The organism is Coprobacillus sp. AF33-1AC, from assembly GCF_003475785.1.
Classification (GTDB): Bacteria; Bacillota_I; Bacilli_A; order Erysipelotrichales; family Coprobacillaceae; genus Faecalibacillus.
Window position 1 is genome coordinate 1 of record NZ_QRQB01000008.1, and the last position, 19652, is coordinate 19652.

General features: G+C 29.4%; 21 protein-coding genes and 2 tRNA genes. 14 read left to right on the forward strand and 9 right to left on the reverse strand.

Features of this window, described 5'->3' with window-relative positions:
- Positions 1-145: 145 nt before the first annotated feature.
- The 6 genes from DWZ53_RS11495 to DWZ53_RS04310 all read right to left on the reverse strand — a co-directional run bounded on the left by DWZ53_RS11495 (position 146) and on the right by DWZ53_RS04310 (position 5089).
- Complete coding sequence (locus tag DWZ53_RS11495) at positions 146-241, reverse strand: Rieske 2Fe-2S domain-containing protein (RefSeq protein WP_118432478.1); 96 nt, start codon at positions 239-241, stop codon at positions 146-148.
- Between the two features lie 116 nt (positions 242-357).
- The gene (locus tag DWZ53_RS11500) at positions 358-654 is read right to left on the reverse strand and encodes an FAD-dependent oxidoreductase (RefSeq protein WP_118432337.1); all 297 of its coding nucleotides are present in this window, start codon (positions 652-654) and stop codon (positions 358-360) included.
- Positions 636-1367: an FAD-binding oxidoreductase gene (locus tag DWZ53_RS04295; RefSeq protein ID WP_158568179.1), complete on the reverse strand. Its 732-nt coding sequence runs from the start codon at positions 1365-1367 to the stop codon at positions 636-638. The genes DWZ53_RS11500 and DWZ53_RS04295 overlap by 19 nt, the downstream gene beginning before the upstream one ends.
- Positions 1368-1426: 59 nt before the next feature.
- Positions 1427-2350, reverse strand: a complete 924-nt coding sequence (locus DWZ53_RS04300; protein WP_118432341.1) for a glycosyltransferase family 2 protein — start codon at positions 2348-2350, stop codon at positions 1427-1429.
- Positions 2343-2744, reverse strand: a complete 402-nt coding sequence (locus DWZ53_RS04305) for a GtrA family protein (protein WP_233541834.1) — start codon at positions 2742-2744, stop codon at positions 2343-2345. Before DWZ53_RS04305 ends, DWZ53_RS04300 begins: the two co-directional genes overlap by 8 nt.
- Complete coding sequence (locus DWZ53_RS04310) at positions 2723-5089, reverse strand: YfhO family protein (RefSeq protein WP_118432343.1); 2367 nt, start codon at positions 5087-5089, stop codon at positions 2723-2725. Before DWZ53_RS04310 ends, DWZ53_RS04305 begins: the two co-directional genes overlap by 22 nt.
- Positions 5090-5231: 142 nt before the next feature.
- Between DWZ53_RS04310 and DWZ53_RS04315 the strand changes: the two genes are divergently transcribed.
- From DWZ53_RS04315 to DWZ53_RS04325, 3 genes are read left to right on the forward strand one after another with little or no spacing between them, the layout of a single operon-like run.
- Entirely contained in the window at positions 5232-5870 is a 639-nt protein-coding gene (locus DWZ53_RS04315) for a PIG-L family deacetylase (protein WP_118432345.1), read from the forward strand.
- A 36-nt stretch (positions 5871-5906) separates the two neighbouring features.
- Positions 5907-6602, forward strand: coding sequence for a response regulator transcription factor (locus DWZ53_RS04320; RefSeq protein ID WP_118432347.1), 696 nt, complete (start codon positions 5907-5909; stop codon positions 6600-6602).
- Entirely contained in the window at positions 6595-8445 is a 1851-nt protein-coding gene (locus DWZ53_RS04325; RefSeq protein ID WP_118432349.1) for a HAMP domain-containing sensor histidine kinase, read from the forward strand. The genes DWZ53_RS04320 and DWZ53_RS04325 overlap by 8 nt, the downstream gene beginning before the upstream one ends.
- A 30-nt stretch (positions 8446-8475) precedes the next feature.
- Here DWZ53_RS04325 and DWZ53_RS04330 read toward each other — a convergent pair whose 3' ends face one another.
- From DWZ53_RS04330 to DWZ53_RS04340, 3 genes are read right to left on the reverse strand one after another with little or no spacing between them, the layout of a single operon-like run.
- Positions 8476-9093 carry a manganese catalase family protein gene (locus DWZ53_RS04330; RefSeq protein WP_118432351.1) on the reverse strand — a complete coding sequence of 206 codons (618 nt, stop codon included), beginning with the start codon at positions 9091-9093 and terminating at the stop codon, positions 8476-8478.
- Positions 9057-9332: a spore coat protein CotJB gene (locus tag DWZ53_RS04335; protein WP_118432353.1), complete on the reverse strand. Its 276-nt coding sequence runs from the start codon at positions 9330-9332 to the stop codon at positions 9057-9059. The genes DWZ53_RS04330 and DWZ53_RS04335 overlap by 37 nt, the downstream gene beginning before the upstream one ends.
- Positions 9325-9459, reverse strand: coding sequence for a spore coat associated protein CotJA (locus DWZ53_RS04340; protein WP_118432355.1), 135 nt, complete (start codon positions 9457-9459; stop codon positions 9325-9327). The genes DWZ53_RS04335 and DWZ53_RS04340 overlap by 8 nt, the downstream gene beginning before the upstream one ends.
- Positions 9460-9586: 127 nt before the next feature.
- On the opposite strand from DWZ53_RS04340, the gene DWZ53_RS04345 reads away from it, so the two are divergent.
- From DWZ53_RS04345 to recO, 11 genes are all read left to right on the forward strand, one after another.
- A tRNA-Glu gene (locus tag DWZ53_RS04345) sits at positions 9587-9662 on the forward strand.
- Between the two features lie 6 nt (positions 9663-9668).
- Positions 9669-9742 (forward strand) — tRNA-Trp (locus DWZ53_RS04350).
- 105 nt (positions 9743-9847) lie between these two features.
- Positions 9848-11449, forward strand: a complete 1602-nt coding sequence (locus DWZ53_RS04355; protein ID WP_118432357.1) for an ABC-F family ATP-binding cassette domain-containing protein — start codon at positions 9848-9850, stop codon at positions 11447-11449.
- 80 nt (positions 11450-11529) lie between these two features.
- On the forward strand, positions 11530-12369 hold the full coding sequence (gene dapF / locus DWZ53_RS04360) for a diaminopimelate epimerase (RefSeq protein ID WP_118432359.1): 840 nt from the start codon (positions 11530-11532) through the stop codon (positions 12367-12369).
- Positions 12370-12380: 11 nt separating this feature from the next.
- Positions 12381-13085, forward strand: coding sequence for a 2,3,4,5-tetrahydropyridine-2,6-dicarboxylate N-acetyltransferase (dapD, locus tag DWZ53_RS04365; RefSeq protein WP_118432361.1), 705 nt, complete (start codon positions 12381-12383; stop codon positions 13083-13085).
- Positions 13086-13093: 8 nt separating this feature from the next.
- Positions 13094-14224 (forward strand): M20 family metallopeptidase, encoded by a 1131-nt coding sequence (locus DWZ53_RS04370; RefSeq protein WP_118432363.1) that lies wholly within the window; start codon positions 13094-13096, stop codon positions 14222-14224.
- A gap of 2 nt (positions 14225-14226) precedes the next feature.
- Complete coding sequence (locus DWZ53_RS04375; protein ID WP_118432365.1) at positions 14227-15417, forward strand: aspartate aminotransferase family protein; 1191 nt, start codon at positions 14227-14229, stop codon at positions 15415-15417.
- Positions 15418-15490: 73 nt separating this feature from the next.
- A complete protein-coding gene (locus DWZ53_RS04380) occupies positions 15491-17515 on the forward strand; it encodes a cysteine peptidase family C39 domain-containing protein (RefSeq protein ID WP_118432367.1) in 2025 nt (674 codons plus the stop codon).
- 8 nt (positions 17516-17523) lie between these two features.
- Positions 17524-17985, forward strand: coding sequence for an rRNA maturation RNase YbeY (gene ybeY / locus DWZ53_RS04385; protein ID WP_118432368.1), 462 nt, complete (start codon positions 17524-17526; stop codon positions 17983-17985).
- 12 nt (positions 17986-17997) lie between these two features.
- Positions 17998-18891, forward strand: a complete 894-nt coding sequence (gene era, locus DWZ53_RS04390) for a GTPase Era (protein ID WP_118432370.1) — start codon at positions 17998-18000, stop codon at positions 18889-18891.
- Positions 18881-19630, forward strand: a complete 750-nt coding sequence (recO, locus tag DWZ53_RS04395) for a DNA repair protein RecO (RefSeq protein WP_118432372.1) — start codon at positions 18881-18883, stop codon at positions 19628-19630. The genes era and recO overlap by 11 nt, the downstream gene beginning before the upstream one ends.
- The last annotated feature ends 22 nt before the right edge of the window (positions 19631-19652 follow it).

Below are 19652 nucleotides of genomic sequence, written 5' to 3' on the forward strand. Positions count from 1 at the left end.
CCCCCTGGTCCCAAACCAGGTGCACTACCAAGCTGTGCTACTTCCCGCTGTTGCCTTATCTATTATACGGATTTATATATATAAATCAAGTAAAATTTCAAAAATATTTATATTTTTTATATAAATAAAAAAGATCTTATTCTTTTTAGGAATGTAGATCTTTGATAGATGGATTATTTATGATGGCTCCCGTATCTTTAAATGATGATCCATGACAGGGACATTCGTAGTGTTGACCTATTTTTTTTTAAATGACATCCTAGATGAGGACATCTTTTTCCTTTAGTAAAGAGAAAATGATAAAGGACAATACCCATTTGTTTAAAAACGGGGATGAGAGGATATGGACGATATGGTTTAAATCATATCTGATATAATTTTGGCTGCAAGCATTGAAGAAGTAAAGCCCCATTCGTTATATCCTGTAGCAACATATAGATTGTGCGATAAAATGCTGTATTTACCAATATAAGGGATTTGATCAAGTGACATACAATCTTGATTAATCCATCTTTTTACTTCTATTGCTTGAGGAAAATGTGTTGCTACAAATTGTTCAATTTCCTGATAAAGATTTTTTGTACATCCAGTTCTTTTAGATGGACTTACTACAAGTGTATAGTCACCATAACTTCTTAAGGAAAGGGACCATATGCCTCAAGATACATGTTGTCTAGAGGTTTAATGTTTTTATATGCAATAATAGCACTTTTTTGTTGATATAATTTTAAGGGATATAGGCCTTTTATTTTCAAAATTGGATAGTGAGTGGCTACGATGATCATATTTGCTTTAATTTTGTATTGATGTGTATAGGCACTATGGTTTTCTATTTTGATGATGCGTGTATTTTCATATATATTGAGATTTTGTGCTAGACAGTGAATTAATTTTAAGGGATTGATTTGTAATTGATTTTTGAAACCAATCATATAATTATTTTGATATTTTTTAAATAAATAAGGAATTTTTAATTTTTTGTATGCATTTATCTCAGCTTCAAGTTCAGAAATATTTTTACTAAAAATATAGTGATCTTTTATTTCTAAATCAAAATCATATTTTTTGCTTAAGTCTATATATTGATTAAGAGAATATTGCATAGCTTGATAATATAATTGAGCTTTCTTTTTGCTAAGTTTATGATAGATTAAACCATGTTGACTTGTTACTTTAGCTGTAGCGTGACCTGTACTTCCTTGACCGATATGCCTTGCTTCAACAATCGTTATTTTTTTATTTGTATCTTTTAGAAAGTAAGCAGTAAGAATGCCGGTTAAACCACCACCGATAATTAAAATATCAGTAGTGAGATTGTTTTTTAGAGTAGGATATGTTTTGTATGGTTGATACCAAATCGTATTCATATAATCACCATTATTATTCTTAATTAAAATAAAAAAAATATACATATGAGATGTATATTTTATTGAGTTAAATTTTTGCTTGTTTCTTTCACAATATAAATAGGACGTTGTTTACTTTCTAAATAGTCCTTGGTTGTATACTGTCCAATAATTGCAACAAATAACATTTGTAGACCACTTAGAAATAAAATGAGACATACAAGTTTAAAAAATTGTGAAGTATGGAAGACTAACCCAAATAATATAATAACAATAGAAATTATCATAATCATACAACCAATATTTCCAATCCATACAACAGGTGCAGTTGAAAAAGAAAACATACCTTCTAGTGCATAAGAAAAGAGTTGTCTAAAGTTCCATTTGGAATGACCAGCAGCTCTTGCTACATTATGATATTCAATCCATTTAGTATCAAAGCCAACAAAAGAAAATAGACCTTTCATATAACGATTATATTCCTTAAGTTCTAAAATGGCATTGACCATTTGTCTTGACATCATTCTAAAATCTCCAGCGCCATCTGACATATCCATTTTACATATTTTTTGCATGATTTTATAAAAACTATGTGATAAAAAATTACGAAGTTTACCTTCACCAGTGCGATCAACTCTTTTTCCGGCGCAACAATCATAACCTTCCTGATTGACAGCGTGATACATTTCTTTTAGTAAGTAGGGAGGATGTTGTAAATCAGCATCCATGATGACAACATAGTCACCATTAGCTTTTTTTAATCCTGCAAACATAGCGGCTTCTTTACCAAAGTTTCTAGAAAATGAAACGAATTCACAATGCTGATCTTGATTACAAAGAATTCTTAAAAAATCTTTGGTATGATCACTTGAACCATCATCAATAAATAAGATCTCATAGGTAATATTTTTTATTCTTTCTAATGTTTGTTTGACTTGTTGATAAAATAAAGGTAATACTTCTTCCTCGTTAAAACAAGGAACAATGACACTGATTTTATTCATAAATAATTCCCTCCTTTTGGGTAAAAATATGTGTTTTACATAACCAATAATTACTTATAACAGTAACAATACTGACAATGATTTTAGATATCATGTTAGGTATGCTTAATAAATCAATAAATAAGGCTAATGATACATTTTCAATAATTAAGGTAACAAATCTTAATTGTAAAAATGTCCAGAGTTCATTTTTTATACAATTATGTGAATGGAAGACGAATTTGCGATTGCTGATATAAGCAAAAATAACAGCGCCACACCATGCTATTGTATTGGCGAAAAACCAATGCCAATGAATATACAGACATAACCAATAGATTAAGTAATTAACAATCGTTGTACAAATACCGATTATTCCATAATAAATAAATTCTATAATCTTCTTTTTTTCCATAATAAATACCCCCAAATTAATGATGAAATAATTGTTAGCGTAAGCCCCAGTTGTTTACCTGGTGCTTTAAATTCAATAGTAATTTTATGTTTTCCTTTACTGATAGGACATCCTAAAAAAGCTTTGTTTACTATTTCTGGTGTTACTTTTTTACCATCAATGATAATGGTGTATCCTTTTTGATAAGGTAATGAGGTGACAAAATAACCATCTTGATCATGATTGATCGTACCTTTTAAAATTTCATGATCTTGCGTCTTTTTTTGATTTAATGGTGTTAGAGTAGAAAGACGATTCTGTAAAGCGTTTTTATTTAAAGAATAGAAATGTATATTTTTTATTTCATAATTTCCTTTTGAAAAAGTCATTTTTAATGTGTTGAGATTTTTTGATGATAATATATAGGTAAAATGAGTGTTATTGTTATAGTAAATAAAATTCTTTTTAGATAAGGTATTCGTAAGTTGATCTATTTTTATTTTGACTTTTTTGTTAGTATGATTGATGACGTCAAAGTCTACCAAAAGATATGAATTAATATTTTTGTTTAGTTTCATTAGACAAGAACTTTTTTTAGAAGAAAAGATATGATATGTATTTTTCTTTTTATTTATAGTAAGAGATTTTGATTGATGGATGAATTGAGGTGTTAATGATTCTTTTTTGATTTGACTTGTATAAGTGTTATCTTGAGCTTTGCTTACAACAGTACGGTTAAATAATGTATCTAGTGTATAGGGATAATGTAGTTTATTAAAGTTTTTTTCACTTATTAAATCACTTGTACCATAAGCTAAAGGAAAGACGTGTTTATTTTCTAATAAGTAGTAGAATCCTTGTTGATCTTTTATATGATAGCCAGGGTAATCTTTTTCTTTAGAAATAATATTTTGAATGGACATCATTTTTTCAAAAAAGATGTTGGGACTATCGGCGTTAACAGTTCTATTTGTTTGGGATATTGGATTTTTAATGATATCGTAGAAAAAATAATTATAAAGTGAATTACTTGTTGAAGTATAAGAAGATGTTTTATATTCGTTTAAATGATAAATGCGATTACTTGTCTGATAAACATCATCTAAGTCTAGTGTTCGATTATTTAAATTGTTTCTTGAAACAAGGAGTTGTTTATTCTTGTTGAAAACACGATGATATTGTTGAAAGGATAAATAAGATGTATTGGAACTGATAAAAATACTGATGGGAATTAAAAGATAAATAGTTAGTAATTTTGGGTGATGATGGAAATACAGATAGATCAGTAAAGTACACATTATACCATCAATAAAAGCCACTTTCGGTAGTAGACAAAGTAAACTAAGAACAAGAGGTAACCATGCTATTTGCTTTTCATTAAGCCACGAGCAAAGAATATATAAAATAAGTGGTAAACATAATATAAGAATCTTAAAACGAGCATACAGTGTACCGTTAAGGATATAGCTGAATATAGGGAAGATAAAAAAGCAAATAAGCAAGTAAGATAAGTATTTTATTTTTTTAATTTTTGTTCCTTGCCCCAAAGCAATCCAAGTTATAGCCGTTAATCCACAACCATAATGACTATAGAGTAATCCTTTTGGATAAAACTGAGGAATAAATAGTTGAGTAAATGAAATTGCAGATGTTTGTCTTTTGTTTTCTAAAATATAAAGACCAGTAGGCAGCCATAAAAATGAGGCTAACAAGATGCCAAGTAAATTCCAAAGACAAAATTGAAGGCATTCTTTTTTGTTTGGCTTTAAATAGAAAAAATAGATCAAACTCATGATGAGGGCACCAATGCTATAAAAATAACTATGTATTAACATATTAAAAACAATAAGAGGAATCCAATAGTATTTTTTTAAATCAATAACGAGATACATTAAAAATAAAAATGGTAAGATATTAACAAATATGATTTGGCGATGGGTATGGAAAAAGCATAATGCAAAAGTACATAAAATACTTACAAATAAACAAAGTGAACGAGAGAAACATTTATTTCTTAACCAAATATAACAAAGCATACCAGTTAATGACCAAAGTAATAATGCATAACCAATAATAAAATAATAAACAGGGATATTTTTAAACAGATAAGAAATGAGAATATCTGGTCTTAATAACCCATAGTAAGAATAAGCAAATGTATTAGAACCTCCTTGTAAATGGGGTAAAAAATCTGGAATCAGTTGATGGTTTGTATAAAATAGTTCTCTTAAATATTCAGGAACTGTAATATGTTGTGACAACCAATCTATTGATGATCCGTATATTTTTCCATGTGATAGAATTAACGCTAATAAAATTGGAATTAAAAATAAAAGTATTAAGTTTTTTATATCATTTTTTTTCATGCTTCTAGTATGGCATTGAATTCTTAAATATTGGTTTAAATAAATATTAATTTTTTCTAAACTATTTAAGAATTCTTAAGAAAATTCTAAGACGTAATTTAAGAAGTAATTGGTATGCTATCAATTGGAAGGAGAATCTATAATGAAAATAAAATTAATATTAATAATAATGATAGTTATTTCACTTATTCCTTTGCCTGTTCAAGCAAGTGAGGAAAAATCTTTAATGATTGTTGCTCACCCGGATGATGAAACGATATGGGGTGGTAGTCATTTGTTAGAAGGAAAGTATACAGTATTATGCATAACAAATGGGAATAATAAAAAAAGAAAAAAAGAGTTTTTAGAAGCAATGAAAAAAGCAAAGGTCCAAGGGGTTATTTTGAATTATCCAGATAAAACAAAAGGGAAAAGAGATAATTGGAAAAAATGTTATTCAAAGATTAATCAATCTATTAAACAGTATATAGATAGTCAAAATTGGAAACAGGTTGTGAGTCATAATCCAGACGGGGAGTATGGACATATTCATCATAAAATGGTATCTAAAATGGTGACTAAAGTCATGGAACGGGAAAATAAAACGCAACAATTAATTTATTTTGGACGTTATGTAGCGAAGAAGAATAAAAGAAAATTACTCATTAGAAAACCAGTAGCTTTAAAATTGTATGGTAAAAAGAAAACAATGATTCAATGTTATCCATCACAGAAAAAAGTAATGGATCATTTAGGTCATATGCTTCCTTATGAAAATTGGGTGGCTTATTCAAAATGGTAATGGCCGTGATATAATGATAAAAAGGGGGAATTCATATTGAAAGAGCGTATCTTAGTGGCAGATGATAATGGAGAAATTAGAGAAATATTAAAGATATTATTGTCAGGTGAAGGGTATGAAGTAATCGAAGCCAAGGATGGTCAAGAAGTTATAGAATTGTTTGATGAAAATATTGATTTGGTTATTCTTGATATTATGATGCCGTACTTAAATGGTTATCAAACTTGTATGAAATTAAGGGGAAAAAGTAATGTGCCTATTTTCTTTTTAACAGCAAAAGGGATGGATTGTGATAAAACATTAGGTTTTTCTAGTGGTGGTGATGATTATTTAGCAAAACCTTTTTCTTATAGTGAACTTATAGCAAGAGTTAAAGCAATATTAAGAAGATATCGAGTTTATCAAGGAAAAAATCATGAAATAGTTGAAGAAAAATTACTACAACGAAAAGACTTGGTTTTAGATTGCCGGCATGGACAAGTAGAGATAAGAGGTAAAAAAATAGAACTTACAGATATTGAAATGAATATTTTATCGTTGTTGATGAATAATCCAAAGCAGATTTTTTCTGCAGAAGATCTTTATGAAAAAGTCTGGCATGAACCTTATTATTACTCTGCTAATAATACGATTATGGTACATATTCGCAATTTAAGAAAGAAAATAGAAAAAGATCCTGCTAATCCTTGTTATATAAAGACAGTATGGGGAAAGGGTTATTGTTTTGATTAAGAAAATAAGATGTTTTTATTTATCTTTTTTATTGTTTTGTTTATGTTTCTTTTCCATTTATTCTTTAAGATTGTATGTCTATGATTTTATTCATGATACATATGGGTATAGTGATACGTTAAATAAAGATGAAATAAAAAAGATAAAAAAATATTTAAAAAAAGCTAAACAAGAGAAATTGACACTTACGCAAAAGTCTATAGATTTAAATGCCTTAATTACAAAAGGAAGTTATCAGCTAGTATGGCGTGATGTAGATAAATCAGGAAACGTTAAAGATTCATGGATATCGTTTAATGGACAGGTTCCATCAAAACATATTCAAAAATATAAAATAATAATTAGTATAGAGAAGCATAGTTTTGTTGAATGGATGCCATTGTTTGAACATTATTATTTTTATTATCGTATTTTTGATTTTTTAGTGAGTATTTTTTTGATTGTTTTATTTAATAAATATATACATCATTCGAAGTTATACTTATTTATTAGAAATCATCTTCAATTAAAAACATATTATTCTTTATCGTCTAAAATGGCGATGACATTTTTGATTTCAACGTGTTTTGTTTTTGGTTCTTTTGCTTTTCTTTATTATCATCGCTCATCTGTGTTTGAATTTGTAATGGATACATTTTATCAAAGTGAAAACTATGATGATTGTGCTCATCATATAATGGAAGAAGTAAGAGAAATTGATTTTACCAAAGACAATAAAAATCAAATTCAACAAGTTATAAAAAAATATGTACCACATCACGCTATGGTTTATATTTATGATCAAGATGGAGTATACTTTACAGGTAAAACAGCACCTTTATTAAAACAAAATTCTATTGTTGGTGATCATGATCAAGAGGATATTATGGATACGCCTTTATACTATACTTATGCTTTATCATTAAAAGAGCAACATGCTACTCTTATCATTACATCTTTTCCCTTAATGGAATATTTTATTCCTTATTTAATTGTTATATTATTTATTTCTTTTTCCTTTTATTTCATGTTTTTTCAAGAATTTATCAAGAAAAGAATGAATGCTATCCAAAATCTACAAAAAGATGTTTTTTGTTTGGCTCAGGGAGATTGGCAACATGAAGTGAGCATAGATGATTTAGATGAAATAGGGTTACTAGCACAAGAATTAAATACAATGAGGAAAGCTTTTTTACTCAGTCAAGAAAATGAACAAGTAGCTAAAAAAGCAAATCGGGAATTAATTAGTTCTTTATCACACGATTTAAGGACGCCTCTTACTACTTTAAAAGGATATTTAGAAATTGTTCAACTAGAAAAAGAAAGCGAAGAGAAACGTAAAGAATATTTACAACGATGCTTAAATAAAGTAGAAGAAATTAGTGATTTATCAAATAAAATGTTTGAATATACGCTGGTTTTTTCAACTGAAGATCAAATCAAGTTAGAGCCATTGTCTACTGAAAGCATTCAAATGATGATTCAAGATCATATTCAGTATTTAAGAGAATTGGATTTACATGTAAATGAATGTTTATGGGATAAAGAACATTTTATTTATGGTAATACTATGTTGATACAAAGAATTTTAAATAATATTTTTTCTAATATTCAAAAATACTGTGATCCATGGCAAGACATTATAGTACAAACATTCGTTGAAAAAGAGTCATATAAAATGTGTTTTACTAATACAATTAATCAAAAACTTGATAAAGTAGAAAGCAATGGAATTGGACTAAAAGGTGTCGAAAAGATGGTCAAGATGCAAAAGGGAACATTTTATAAAAAAGATGTTAATGATCTATTTATTATTGTGATTACAATACCTTTGCATAAAAGTTATTCACAAAAAAGTGAATAACTTGTGCGTTATGTGAATAAAAGACTTGCGTTATTGGCAAGTCTTTTTACATTGGGGCTGAAATGCGGGATTAAAAGCGTAATAATTACTAGAATCTAAGTGACATTTAACGTATTCAAGTGCTTCTGCAAATCTTTGATAATGGACAATTTCTCGTTGTCTTAAGAAAGTAATGACTTTATTGACTTCTTCGTTTTGACTTAATGTCAAAATATTATCATAAGTGACTCTGGCTTTTTGCTCAGCTGCCATATCTTCTGTTAAATCAGCAATTGGATCACCAACGGATTGGAAAGTTGCGCTACTAAATGGAACACCAGCACTATTAACAGGATAAATTCCTAGAGTATGATCTGTAAAATAGGCATCTAAACCACTTTCTTTAATATCTTTAGGACAAGCTCCCTTGGTTAATTGATAAAAAAGAGTACTAATCATTTCAACGTGTGCTAGTTCTTCTGTTCCTATATCTGTCAATAACGCTTGGATATTAGGGAAAGGCATGGTAAATCTTTGACATAAATAACGTAAAGCAGCACCTAATTCTCCATTCGGTCCACCTAATTGTGAAATAACAATTTTTGCGGTAGGTAAATCTGGTTCGGTGATATTTATTGGAAATTGCAATCGTTTTTCATAGCACCACATGTGTTTTCCCCTCCATCCCATGGAAATGGTTCATTAATATATTGGTTGAGATTGGCACATTGACGATTTGTTAGTGCACCACCACGTTGAATAAAGGCTTGTTTTAATCTTTGAAGACGACAGCAGGCTTCTTGATAATAGCGCATGGCTTCTTGATCACAAGGGTGAGTATCTAAAAATAAACAAACGTCATTGACACAAAAATCTAATTTACTAATTTCTAAAAGCATCTCATTCATGACATGACCCCCAAGGTTTATCTAAATCTTTAAAGATAGTTCCTCGACAAAATGCAATATTTGATGGATAAATATTTTCAAAACATTGTATTTTAATTGATGAAATTGTTAATTCTAAGCAATTCATATTTTTCCTCCTTCAAAATTAGAATATGTTATATTTTTGTAATATTTTAGGTTTTATACCTATAAAAATTGAAGAAAAGACTTGCTTATAATGAAAAAGCATGTTATATTGATTAGGCATTGGATTTGGCTCGTTGGAGAAACGGTTAACTCACATGCCTTTCACGCATGCATTCACGGGTTCGAATCCCGTACGAGTCACCAAAAAATAGGGGTATAGTTCAATGGTAGAATACCGGTCTCCAAAACCGTTGATGTGGGTTCGACTCCTACTACCCCTGCCATTAGAAATCAAATCCTGATTATTCAGGATTTTTTTATACTATAAATATTGTATGTTTATGATATTTATGACATAATCATTCAATGGTTGAAAGGAGAAAGTATTGATGATATCAACACAAAATGTTTCTTTACGATATGGTGATCGTGCATTATTTGAAAATGTTTCGGTTAAATTTACTGAAGGAAATTGTTATGGAATTATTGGTGCTAATGGTGCTGGTAAATCTACTTTTTTAAAAATTTTATCTGGTGAAATTGAATCTAATAAAGGGGAAGTTGTCATTGAACCAAATAAAAGACTTTCTGTTTTAAAACAGGATCATTTTGCTTTTGATGATAATAAAGTAGTAGAAACGGTTATAATGGGTAATAAACGTTTATATGAAATTATGCAAGAAAAAGAAAAACTATATGCTAAACCAGATTTTAATGATGAAGATGGAATTCGTTTAGGTGAATTAGAAGGCGAATTTGCTGATATGGACGGATGGAATGCAGAAGCAGATGCTGAAACAATGCTTAATGGTTTAGGAATTACTTCACAATATCATGATTTATATATGAAAGATTTAGACGGTAATCAAAAAGTAAAAGTTTTATTAGCTCAAGCATTGTTCGGTGATCCTGATATTTTATTATTAGATGAACCAACAAACCACTTAGATTTAAAAAGTATTACTTGGTTAGAAAACTTTTTACTTAACTTTAAAAATACGGTTATTGTGGTAAGCCATGACCGTCATTTTCTAAATAAAGTGTGTACCCATATTGCAGATATTGACTATAGTAAAATTCAATTATATGTAGGAAATTATGATTTTTGGTATGAATATAGTCAAATGCAAATTCAACAAGCCAAAGATGCTAATAAAAAGGCAGAAGCAAAGAAAAAAGAATTAGAAGAGTTTATTGCTCGTTTTAGCGCTAATGCTTCTAAAGCAAAGCAAGCTACATCGAGAAAAAAATTATTAGATAATTTAGAAATGGTAGATGTTAAGCCATCTCTTAGAAGATATCCTTTTATTGGCTTTAAACCAGCAAGAGAAGTAGGAAATATCGTTTTAAATGTAGAAAATTTAACTAAAGTTGTTGATGGAAAACCATTATTAAATCATGTATCTTTTTCAATTATGCCAAAAGATAAAGTGGCTTTTGTAGGTGATGATAAAGCAACAGAAGCCTTCTTTAAAATTATTATGGGTGAAGATGATGATTATGAAGGTGAATTTAAATGGGGTGTAACAACATCACAATCATATTTTCCTAAAGATAATTCAAAATATTTCAATGATTGTGATTTATCATTAGTAGATTGGTTAAGACAATTTACAGATGGTAATGTTTATGAACAAGATTTAAGAGGATGGCTTGGAAGAGTTTTATTCTCTGGTGAAGAAGCATTAAAAAAAGCATCTGTTTTATCTGGAGGAGAAAAAGTAAGATGTATGCTTGCTAAAATGATGATGGAAGATGCCAATGTTTTGGTTTTTGATGAACCAACAAACCATTTGGACTTAGAATCTATTCAAGCATTAAATCAAGGTTTAATTCAATTTAAAGAAAATATTTTATTTACTTGTCATGACCACCAATTTGTTCAAACAGTAGCAAATAGAATTATTGAATTTAATGAAGAAGGAATTATTGATCGTTTATCATCATATGATGAATATTTAGAATATAAAGAACAATTAGAGGCTGCTTAGCCTCTTTTTTTAATTTGCTTCATATTTGGATTGAAAAAAAGTTATTGATTTGTTAAAATTTTGTAAATAATAGAGGAGGGATGAGGTTGGAATTATCTTTTACAAAAATGGAAGGGATAGGTAATGATTATATTTATGTTGATGGTATCAATCAAGATGTACCTATGAACCCAGAATTTATTAAAAAAATTTCAGATCGTCATTTTGGAATAGGCAGTGATGGAATGATTGTTATTCTTCCATCTGATAAGTATGATTTTAAAATGAGAATGTTTAATCTTGATGGTAGTGAGGGAATGATGTGTGGTAATGGAATTCGCTGTTTTGCTAAATTCTGCTATGATCATCATTTAACTGAAAAGACTTATCTGCAGATTGAAACAAAGTCTGGATTAAGAACAGTAGAATTAATTTTTGAAGATAATCAAGTTGTCGGGGCAAAGGTTGATATGCAAGAGCCAATTACAACTTGTAAAGAAATACCTGTTTTGTTTAATCAGGATAAAATGATTAATCAACCTGTTGATATTCAAGGAAAAACATATCATCTTACAGCTATTTCTATGGGAAATCCTCATGTTATTACGTATGTAGATGATCTTACACATTTACCTTTAGAAAAAGTGGGACCAGTTTTTGAACATCATCCTATGTTTCCTGAATCGGTCAACACTGAATTTGTTGAAGTTGTAAATGATCATTATTTAAAAATGCGTGTTTGGGAAAGAGGCAGTGGTGAAACAATGGCTTGTGGAACAGGAGCGTGTGCTGTCATGTATGCAAGCTATTTAAACGGTTATTGTCAATCTAAAGCAACAGTAGAACTTTTAGGGGGTTGTTTAGAGATTGAATATCGTGATGGACATATTTTCATGTCGGGACCAGCTACTACTGTTTTTGAAGGAAAAATTAAAATTTAAGGAGAATGAGAATGCTAAATAGTGCAGAAGAAATTATTAAGTTTATTGGTGATGCTAAAAAACAAACACCAGTAAAAGTTTATCTAAAAGGTCATGATTTACCTGAAGTAGATACATTTAAAATGTTTGGTGATGACACAAATAAAGTATGTATAGGTGACTTAGATTTAATTCAAGCCTATATGGAAGAAAATAAAGATAAAATCAAAGATTCTTATCTAGAACAAGATCGTCGTAATAGTGCAATTCCATTGTTAGATATGAGAAATATCAATGCTCGTATTGAACCAGGATGCTTTATTCGTGAACATGTATCTATTGGTGATAATGCCGTTATTATGATGGGTGCTGTCATTAATATTGGTGTTAAAATTGGCGAAGGTACGATGATTGATATGGGTGCTGTTTTAGGAGGACGTGTTGAAGTAGGAAAACATTGTCACGTTGGAGCAGGTGCTGTGTTAGCAGGAGTTATTGAACCACCTAGTGCTTCACCAGTTGTATTAGAAGATGATGTATTAATCGGAGCTAATGCTGTTGTTATTGAAGGGGTGCATATTGGTAAAGGCGCTGTTGTTGGTGCTGGAAGTATTGTTACTCAGGATGTTCCAGCAGGAGCTGTTGTTGTGGGAAATCCAGCAAGAATTGTAAAAGAACAAAAAGATGAAAAAACTGAAGGTAAAACTCAGTTAATGGATGATTTACGTAAAATTTAGGTGATGATATGGAAACACTTGAAGAGTCAGTTTGTCGTTGGCGTAAAGAATTGCATCAGATTCCAGAAATTGGTTTTCATGAAAAAAAGACAGTTCATTATTTAGAGCATGAATTAAAAGAAATGGGATATCACCCAGAATATATTTTGGAAACCGGATTATGTATATTCTTAGATTATGGAAAAAACGCATCTATTGCTTTTAGAAGTGATATCGATGGATTAAAAATCAAAGAAGAAACACATTGTGCATTTGCAAGTCATCATGATGGATATATGCATGCATGTGGTCATGATGGACATATGGCAGCTTTGTTAGGACTAGCCAAAAAATTAAAAGAAAACAATGATTATCCATATAATATTGTTTTAATTTTTCAACCTGGTGAAGAAGTATGCGATGGGGCTAAAAAAGTGATTGAAACAGGTATTTTTGAAAAATACTGTATAAAAGCTATTTTTGGAATGCATATGTTCCCAGATGTAGAGGAGGGAATGATTGCTTGTCGTAAAGGTCCTTTAATGGCAGAAAGTGGTGAATTGGATGTGACTGTTCATGGAAAAAGTGCTCACGCTGGGAAATATCATGAAGGTATTGATTCGATTGTTATTGCGAGTCAATTGATTAGTAATTATCAAAGTATTATTTCAAGAATGGTATCACCGATGGAACCGGCTGTGTTAAATATTGGTTATATTCAAGGTGGAACAGTGCGTAATATTGTAGGTAGTCAAACTGTATTTAATGGTACAGTAAGAACCTACAGTGAAGCTGTTTTTGATCGAATTGTAAAAGCAATGGAAGGATTTAATAAAGGATGTGAAGAATCCTATGGATGTAAAATAGATTTTATGTGCCATCCTTTTAATCCACCTGTATTAAATGATGCTTATTTGTATAATCAGGTAAAAACATTAGCAGGAAATGATTACATTGAGTTAGAAGAACCGGTTATGCTTGCTGAAGATTTTTCGCATTATCAAAAAGTAGTGCCTGGTGTGTTCTTTTATCTTGGGACAAGAACTCATGAGTTTAATTCTGGATTACATACTGCTTCTTTTCAATTTAATGAAAAAATATTAATTAAAGCAGTTGATTTATATTATAAAATTGCGACATTTTTAGATTTGGGGGAATAATAATGAGTCAATATTATGATAGAGCACAAGATGCCCTTTTACACGCTTATGGTCGTTTTGATATTACTTTTGATCATGGACAAGGAGTTCATTTGTATGATGTTAATAATAAAGAATATTTAGATTTTTATTCGGGAATAGGGGTTAACTCATTTGGAACAGCTTATCTTGAATATGTAGAAGCTTTACAAAATCAATTACATCGTTTAATGCACGTTTCTAATTATTTTAATACAGTAGAAACAATTGAAGCAGCTGAACTCGTTACACAAGCGACACATTTATCACAAGTTTTCTTTACTAATTCTGGTGCTGAGGCTACTGAAGGAGCTTTAAAACTAGCACGTAAGTATTATTATCTAAAACATAAAAAAGCAGATAGTGAGATTATTTCTTTTATGAGTTCTTTTCATGGAAGAACAACAGGTTCTGTTACATTAACAGGAAATCCACATTATCAAGAAGCATTTGGTCCTTTAATGAATGGCGTTAAATATGCAACATTTAACGATTTGCAAAGTGTTAAAGAATTAATTAATGATAAAACAGCTGCTATCATTGTTGAACCAGTTCAAGGTGAGGGTGGTGTTCATGTTTGTACAAAAGAATTTTTAACAGGACTTAGAGATTTATGTGATCAGCACGATATTGCTTTGATTTTAGATGAGGTTCAATGTGGTATGGGACGTACCGGAACGATCATGACTTATTTCCAATATGATATTTTACCTGATATTGTATGTCTTGCTAAAGGAATTGGTGCTGGTTTTCCGATGGGGGCTTTTGTAGCTAATGATAAATTTGCTAAAGCAATGGAACCTGGAGATCACGGAAGTACATATGGTGGTAATCCTATGGCTGGTTGTGCATGTAAAACTGTGTTTACTTTATTAAAAGAAAAAGATATGTTACAACACGTAAGAGATATTTCAGAATATGTTATTGAAAAACTTGATGATTTAAAAGAAAAACATTCTTGTATTTTAGAAAGAAGAGGTCTTGGATTAATGATTGGTCTTGAATTTGATCAACCAGTAAAACCATTACTTCAAGAATGTTTAGATCAAGGGCTTATAGTTATTAATGCTGGTGCCAATGTGTTAAGAATGTTACCACCATTTATTATAGAAGAATCAGATGTTGATCATATGATTGATATTTTAGATCAAGCAATTTGTAAAATTTATGAGTAAAACCGAAAGGTTTTACTTTTTTTAAAAGAAAAATCATAAAAAAAAACATATATAATATTAGGAGGTATTATATATGTCAAAATATCCAATTTTTAAACAAGATGATGAGACAAGTTGTGGTGTTTATTGTATTAAAATGATTTTAAATTATTTTCATTTTGATGATGAAATCATCAATATTAAAAGAAAATGTCGTTTAACGCATCAAGGAGTTACGGTATATGGTATGATTGAATGTTTAAAAAGTTATCATATTGATGCTAAAGCGTATAAAATTGAATTTAAGGATTTATTTCATGAGGTACATCAGCCTGTTATTTTGCATTTATATCGTGATAATTTATATCATTATGTTGTTTTATATCAGGTAAATGATCGCTATTTTTTAATAGGGGACCCTGGAGATGGGTTAATTAAAATGTCTTACGAACAACTCCATGAACAATTTACTGGGGTTATGATTGATATTTATCATGTGGGACGATCACCTTTAAAATGTAAAACAGAAACGTTTAAGAATTTTATATTATCTCATTTAAAACATCATTATTCTAGTATTATATCTTTGAGTGTAAAATCATTTTGTATTACTGGCATGATGTTATTATTATCTTATTATTATCGTTTACTTATTGATTATTTTGTTAAAAAATCATTTCTTTTCATTATTATTTTTTCAATTGGCGTTTTTGTTGTGTTTTTAGTCAAGCAATTATTGTTTTTTTATCAACAAAAAGAAACAATTGAATTAAAGAACAAATTAGATCAATATTATTTAATTCGTACTTTAAAGAATCTTGTGTATATAGATGTTGATCAATTTTATATGTATCAAGAAGGACAGTTTATAACTCAGGTACAGTATTTAGAAAAACTCAGTCAATTTTTTATTGAATTGTATCGAGTTTTATTTATTGATGTTTTAATGGTTATTTCTTTATTGTTTTTAGTTATGTTTCTACATCAATCGTTATTTGTTGTAATATTCATTTTCATGGTAGGGTACTTTGTACTTTTTTATTACATTGCTCGTCAACTTAATCAATATGATAAGCAAATTATGTCAAAAAAAGAACAAAGACAACAACAATTATTAGAATATTATCATAATTTTTTTAATACAGCTCAATTTTCTATGAAGAAAATGATGAAGAATAAAACGCATCATTTTCAACAATCTTATCTTTTATCGCAAATAGACAAAGATCGAAAGATAAATCAATATCATATATATTTAGAAATATGGATGCAACTGATGATTATGGTTGTAATGGTTTTAGGAACAAATTTATTAAAAAAACATATTTTCAGCGTTGGAGAAATGATGTTTGTTTATATGCTTATTTCTTATTTACTCAATCCGATGATGGATATTGTTTCTTTGATTGTTGAATTTGAAGAAATTAAAATTATTTTTGAAAAATATAAAGAAATGATACCTAGGATTCAATCAAAGAAAAGAAAGATTCGTCATATAAAAGAAATACAGATAGATTGTTTAACTTTTAGTTATGGATATAGTCAACCTTTATTTGATAAATATAATTTACATATAGATCATTCATTAGTTATTCAAGGTAGTACGGGTGCTGGAAAATCAACACTATTAAAAATAATCAGTGGACAATTGCAACCAGTTAGGGGAACAATAAAAATAAATGGGTATGATTTAGCTGATCTTGATAAAAGAAGTTTTTATAAATGTTTAAAATACCTTGATAAAACGCCCCATTTTTATCAAGATACGCTTCAATATAATTTATTGCTTGATCAATATGATAAAGCTAAAATGTTTGAGTTATTAACATATTTTTGTTTAGATAGTCTTATTTCCTGCCTAGAACAAGTGGTGGATTATCAAGGAGGTTTTTTATCTTCGGGGCAAAGACAGTTAGTTATGATAATAAGAGCTTTGCTTTCAAAACCTGATGTCTTGATTTTAGATGAAGCTTTTAGCCATGTTGACTATGATAGAATTCAATTATTACTAGATTATTTGACAAATCAAAAGATGATTGTGATTATTGTGGATCATCGCATAAAGTTGATGAACAACAATTATGACTGTGTTATAATTGACGTAGAACATAGGAAATGAGGATAAATATGGAAGTAGATTTAATGGTAATTAATGAAGTACCAACTTTTGATGGAACTTATCAAGATGTTTATAAAAATATTGTTGATGAAGCGATTAAACAATTAGATATTAAAGAAGATATTGAGTTATCGGTTATCTTTGTTGATGATCAGCGTATTCATGAAATTAATAAAGAATATCGACATATTGATCGTGCAACTGATGTTATTTCTTTTGCATTAGAGGATAATGAACAATTTTATGTACCAGGAATGCCAAGAGAATTAGGCGATATTTTTATTTCAGTTGATCATGCAAAAATGCAGGCTGAAGAATATGGACATAGTGTTTATCGAGAAATGTGTTTTTTATTTACTCATGGTTTATTACATTTGTTAGGATTTGATCATATGGAACCAGATGATGAAAAGGAAATGATTCAAAAACAAAAAGATATTTTGAATGCATTATCAATTGAAAGAAAATAAGGTGGTGAATACATGTTTAAATCAGGATTTGTAAGTATAGTAGGTCGTCCTAATGTTGGAAAATCTACACTATTGAATACGATTTTGAAAACAAAGTTAGCTATTATGTCAGATGTAGCGCAAACCACAAGAAATACTATCCAAGGTATTTATACTGACAAGGAAGCTCAGATTATTTTTATGGATACACCTGGCATTCATAAGCCACAAGATAAATTAGGTAACTTTATGAATACAACAGCACTAAATAGTATTTTTGGTGTAGATCTTGTTTTATTTATTGCTCCGGCTAATGAAACAATAGGACGTGGTGATCGTTTTATTATTGAAAGATTAAAGGAAGCAGATGGACCTGTATTCTTAGTACTCAATAAATGTGATTTGGTAAGTAAAGAAGAATTAGCGAATAAATTGAATGAATGGAAGAGTTTATTTGACTTTAAAGAAATAATTCCCATAAGTGCCAAAGATAATAATAATGTTGATACAATGCTTAATTTGGTAAAAAATGAGTTACATGAAGGAATGATGTATTATCCAAGTGATCAAATGACGGATCATCCTGAAAGATTTGTTTTAGCTGAATTTATTCGTGAGAAGATTTTATATTTTACACGTGATGAAGTGCCTCATAGCGTAGCGATTGTGGTAGAAAGAATGAAAGAATTAGAAGATGGTAGTGTAGAAGTCATTGCTACTATTGTCGTGGATCGCAATAGTCAAAAAGGGATCATTGTAGGAAAACAGGGGTCAATGATTAAGAAGATAAGAGTTAACGCTCAAAGAGAAATGAAACGCTTTTTACAAACAACAGTTCATTTAGAATTATTTGTTAAAGTTGAGCGTGATTGGCGTAATAAACAAAAATATTTAAAAGAATTCGGTTATAACGAAGATGACTATTAAAAAAGAAGAAGTTGTAGCTAAAGGAATTGTTTTAACGAGTAAGCCTTATAAAGAAAGTGATGCTTTAGTTACGGTATATTTTAAAGAATATGGGAAAATGACTTTAATTGCTAGGGGAGTAAAGAAAATTAAAAGTAAAAATGCATCAGCATTGATGCCACTTACTTATTCCGAAATTACTTTTATTCCTAGGGTAGGTCTTTCAACTTTAGTAAAAGCGTCATCTCAATGTTTTTATCGTTATATTAAAGAAGATTTATTTTTAGAGGCATATGCAAGTTATTTTGTTGAATTTATTATTCGTAATGAGTCGGATAATTTACCGGATGCCAATATCTTTAATTATCTAAAACAATCATTAGATTTATTAGAGCAAGGTTATGTGCCACAACTTATTTATTTGCTTTATAATGTCTTCGTATTAAAGCAAATAGGATCACCGCTTATGGTAGATGCTTGTAGTCAATGTGGTCGCACTGATCATATAGCGGGTATTAGTTTTCAAGGTGGTGGTTTTGTATGTAGTCATTGTCTTAGCCCTTATGATTATCGTTTGAATAAGGACCAACTTAAACAATTTAGACATTTACACAAAATAGATATTCAGCATATAGATAACCTAAAAATAGATGAGGCTTATTATCCGGATTTTATTAAGATAATGGATCGTTTTATTGATGAATATTCTGGAATTGTTTTTCGAAGTAGAAAATTTATAAGACAAATTTCAAAATTATGACAAAAATAAAATTTTTGTCTTT

Excerpts from the sequence above, each read along its gene's own strand:
- DWZ53_RS04310 (WP_118432343.1), bottom strand. The coding sequence starts at position 5,089 with ATGAAAAAAAATGATATAAAAAACTTAATACTTTTATTTTTAATTCCA.
- recO (WP_118432372.1), top strand. The coding sequence starts at position 18,881 with ATGACTATTAAAAAAGAAGAAGTTGTAGCTAAAGGAATTGTTTTAACG.
- dapF (WP_118432359.1), top strand. The coding sequence starts at position 11,530 with ATGAGGTTGGAATTATCTTTTACAAAAATGGAAGGGATAGGTAATGAT.
- DWZ53_RS04380 (WP_118432367.1), top strand. The coding sequence starts at position 15,491 with ATGTCAAAATATCCAATTTTTAAACAAGATGATGAGACAAGTTGTGGT.
- DWZ53_RS04305 (WP_233541834.1), bottom strand. The coding sequence starts at position 2,744 with ATGGAAAAAAAGAAGATTATAGAATTTATTTATTATGGAATAATCGGT.
- DWZ53_RS04335 (WP_118432353.1), bottom strand. The coding sequence starts at position 9,332 with ATGAATGAGATGCTTTTAGAAATTAGTAAATTAGATTTTTGTGTCAAT.
- DWZ53_RS04315 (WP_118432345.1), top strand. The coding sequence starts at position 5,232 with ATGAAAATAAAATTAATATTAATAATAATGATAGTTATTTCACTTATT.
- DWZ53_RS04355 (WP_118432357.1), top strand. The coding sequence starts at position 9,848 with ATGATATCAACACAAAATGTTTCTTTACGATATGGTGATCGTGCATTA.
- DWZ53_RS04340 (WP_118432355.1), bottom strand. The coding sequence starts at position 9,459 with ATGAATTGCTTAGAATTAACAATTTCATCAATTAAAATACAATGTTTT.
- era (WP_118432370.1), top strand. The coding sequence starts at position 17,998 with ATGTTTAAATCAGGATTTGTAAGTATAGTAGGTCGTCCTAATGTTGGA.
- dapD (WP_118432361.1), top strand. The coding sequence starts at position 12,381 with ATGCTAAATAGTGCAGAAGAAATTATTAAGTTTATTGGTGATGCTAAA.
- ybeY (WP_118432368.1), top strand. The coding sequence starts at position 17,524 with ATGGAAGTAGATTTAATGGTAATTAATGAAGTACCAACTTTTGATGGA.
- DWZ53_RS04330 (WP_118432351.1), bottom strand. The coding sequence starts at position 9,093 with ATGTGGTGCTATGAAAAACGATTGCAATTTCCAATAAATATCACCGAA.
- DWZ53_RS04375 (WP_118432365.1), top strand. The coding sequence starts at position 14,227 with ATGAGTCAATATTATGATAGAGCACAAGATGCCCTTTTACACGCTTAT.
- DWZ53_RS04300 (WP_118432341.1), bottom strand. The coding sequence starts at position 2,350 with ATGAATAAAATCAGTGTCATTGTTCCTTGTTTTAACGAGGAAGAAGTA.
- DWZ53_RS04370 (WP_118432363.1), top strand. The coding sequence starts at position 13,094 with ATGGAAACACTTGAAGAGTCAGTTTGTCGTTGGCGTAAAGAATTGCAT.
- DWZ53_RS04295 (WP_158568179.1), bottom strand. The coding sequence starts at position 1,367 with ATGAATACGATTTGGTATCAACCATACAAAACATATCCTACTCTAAAA.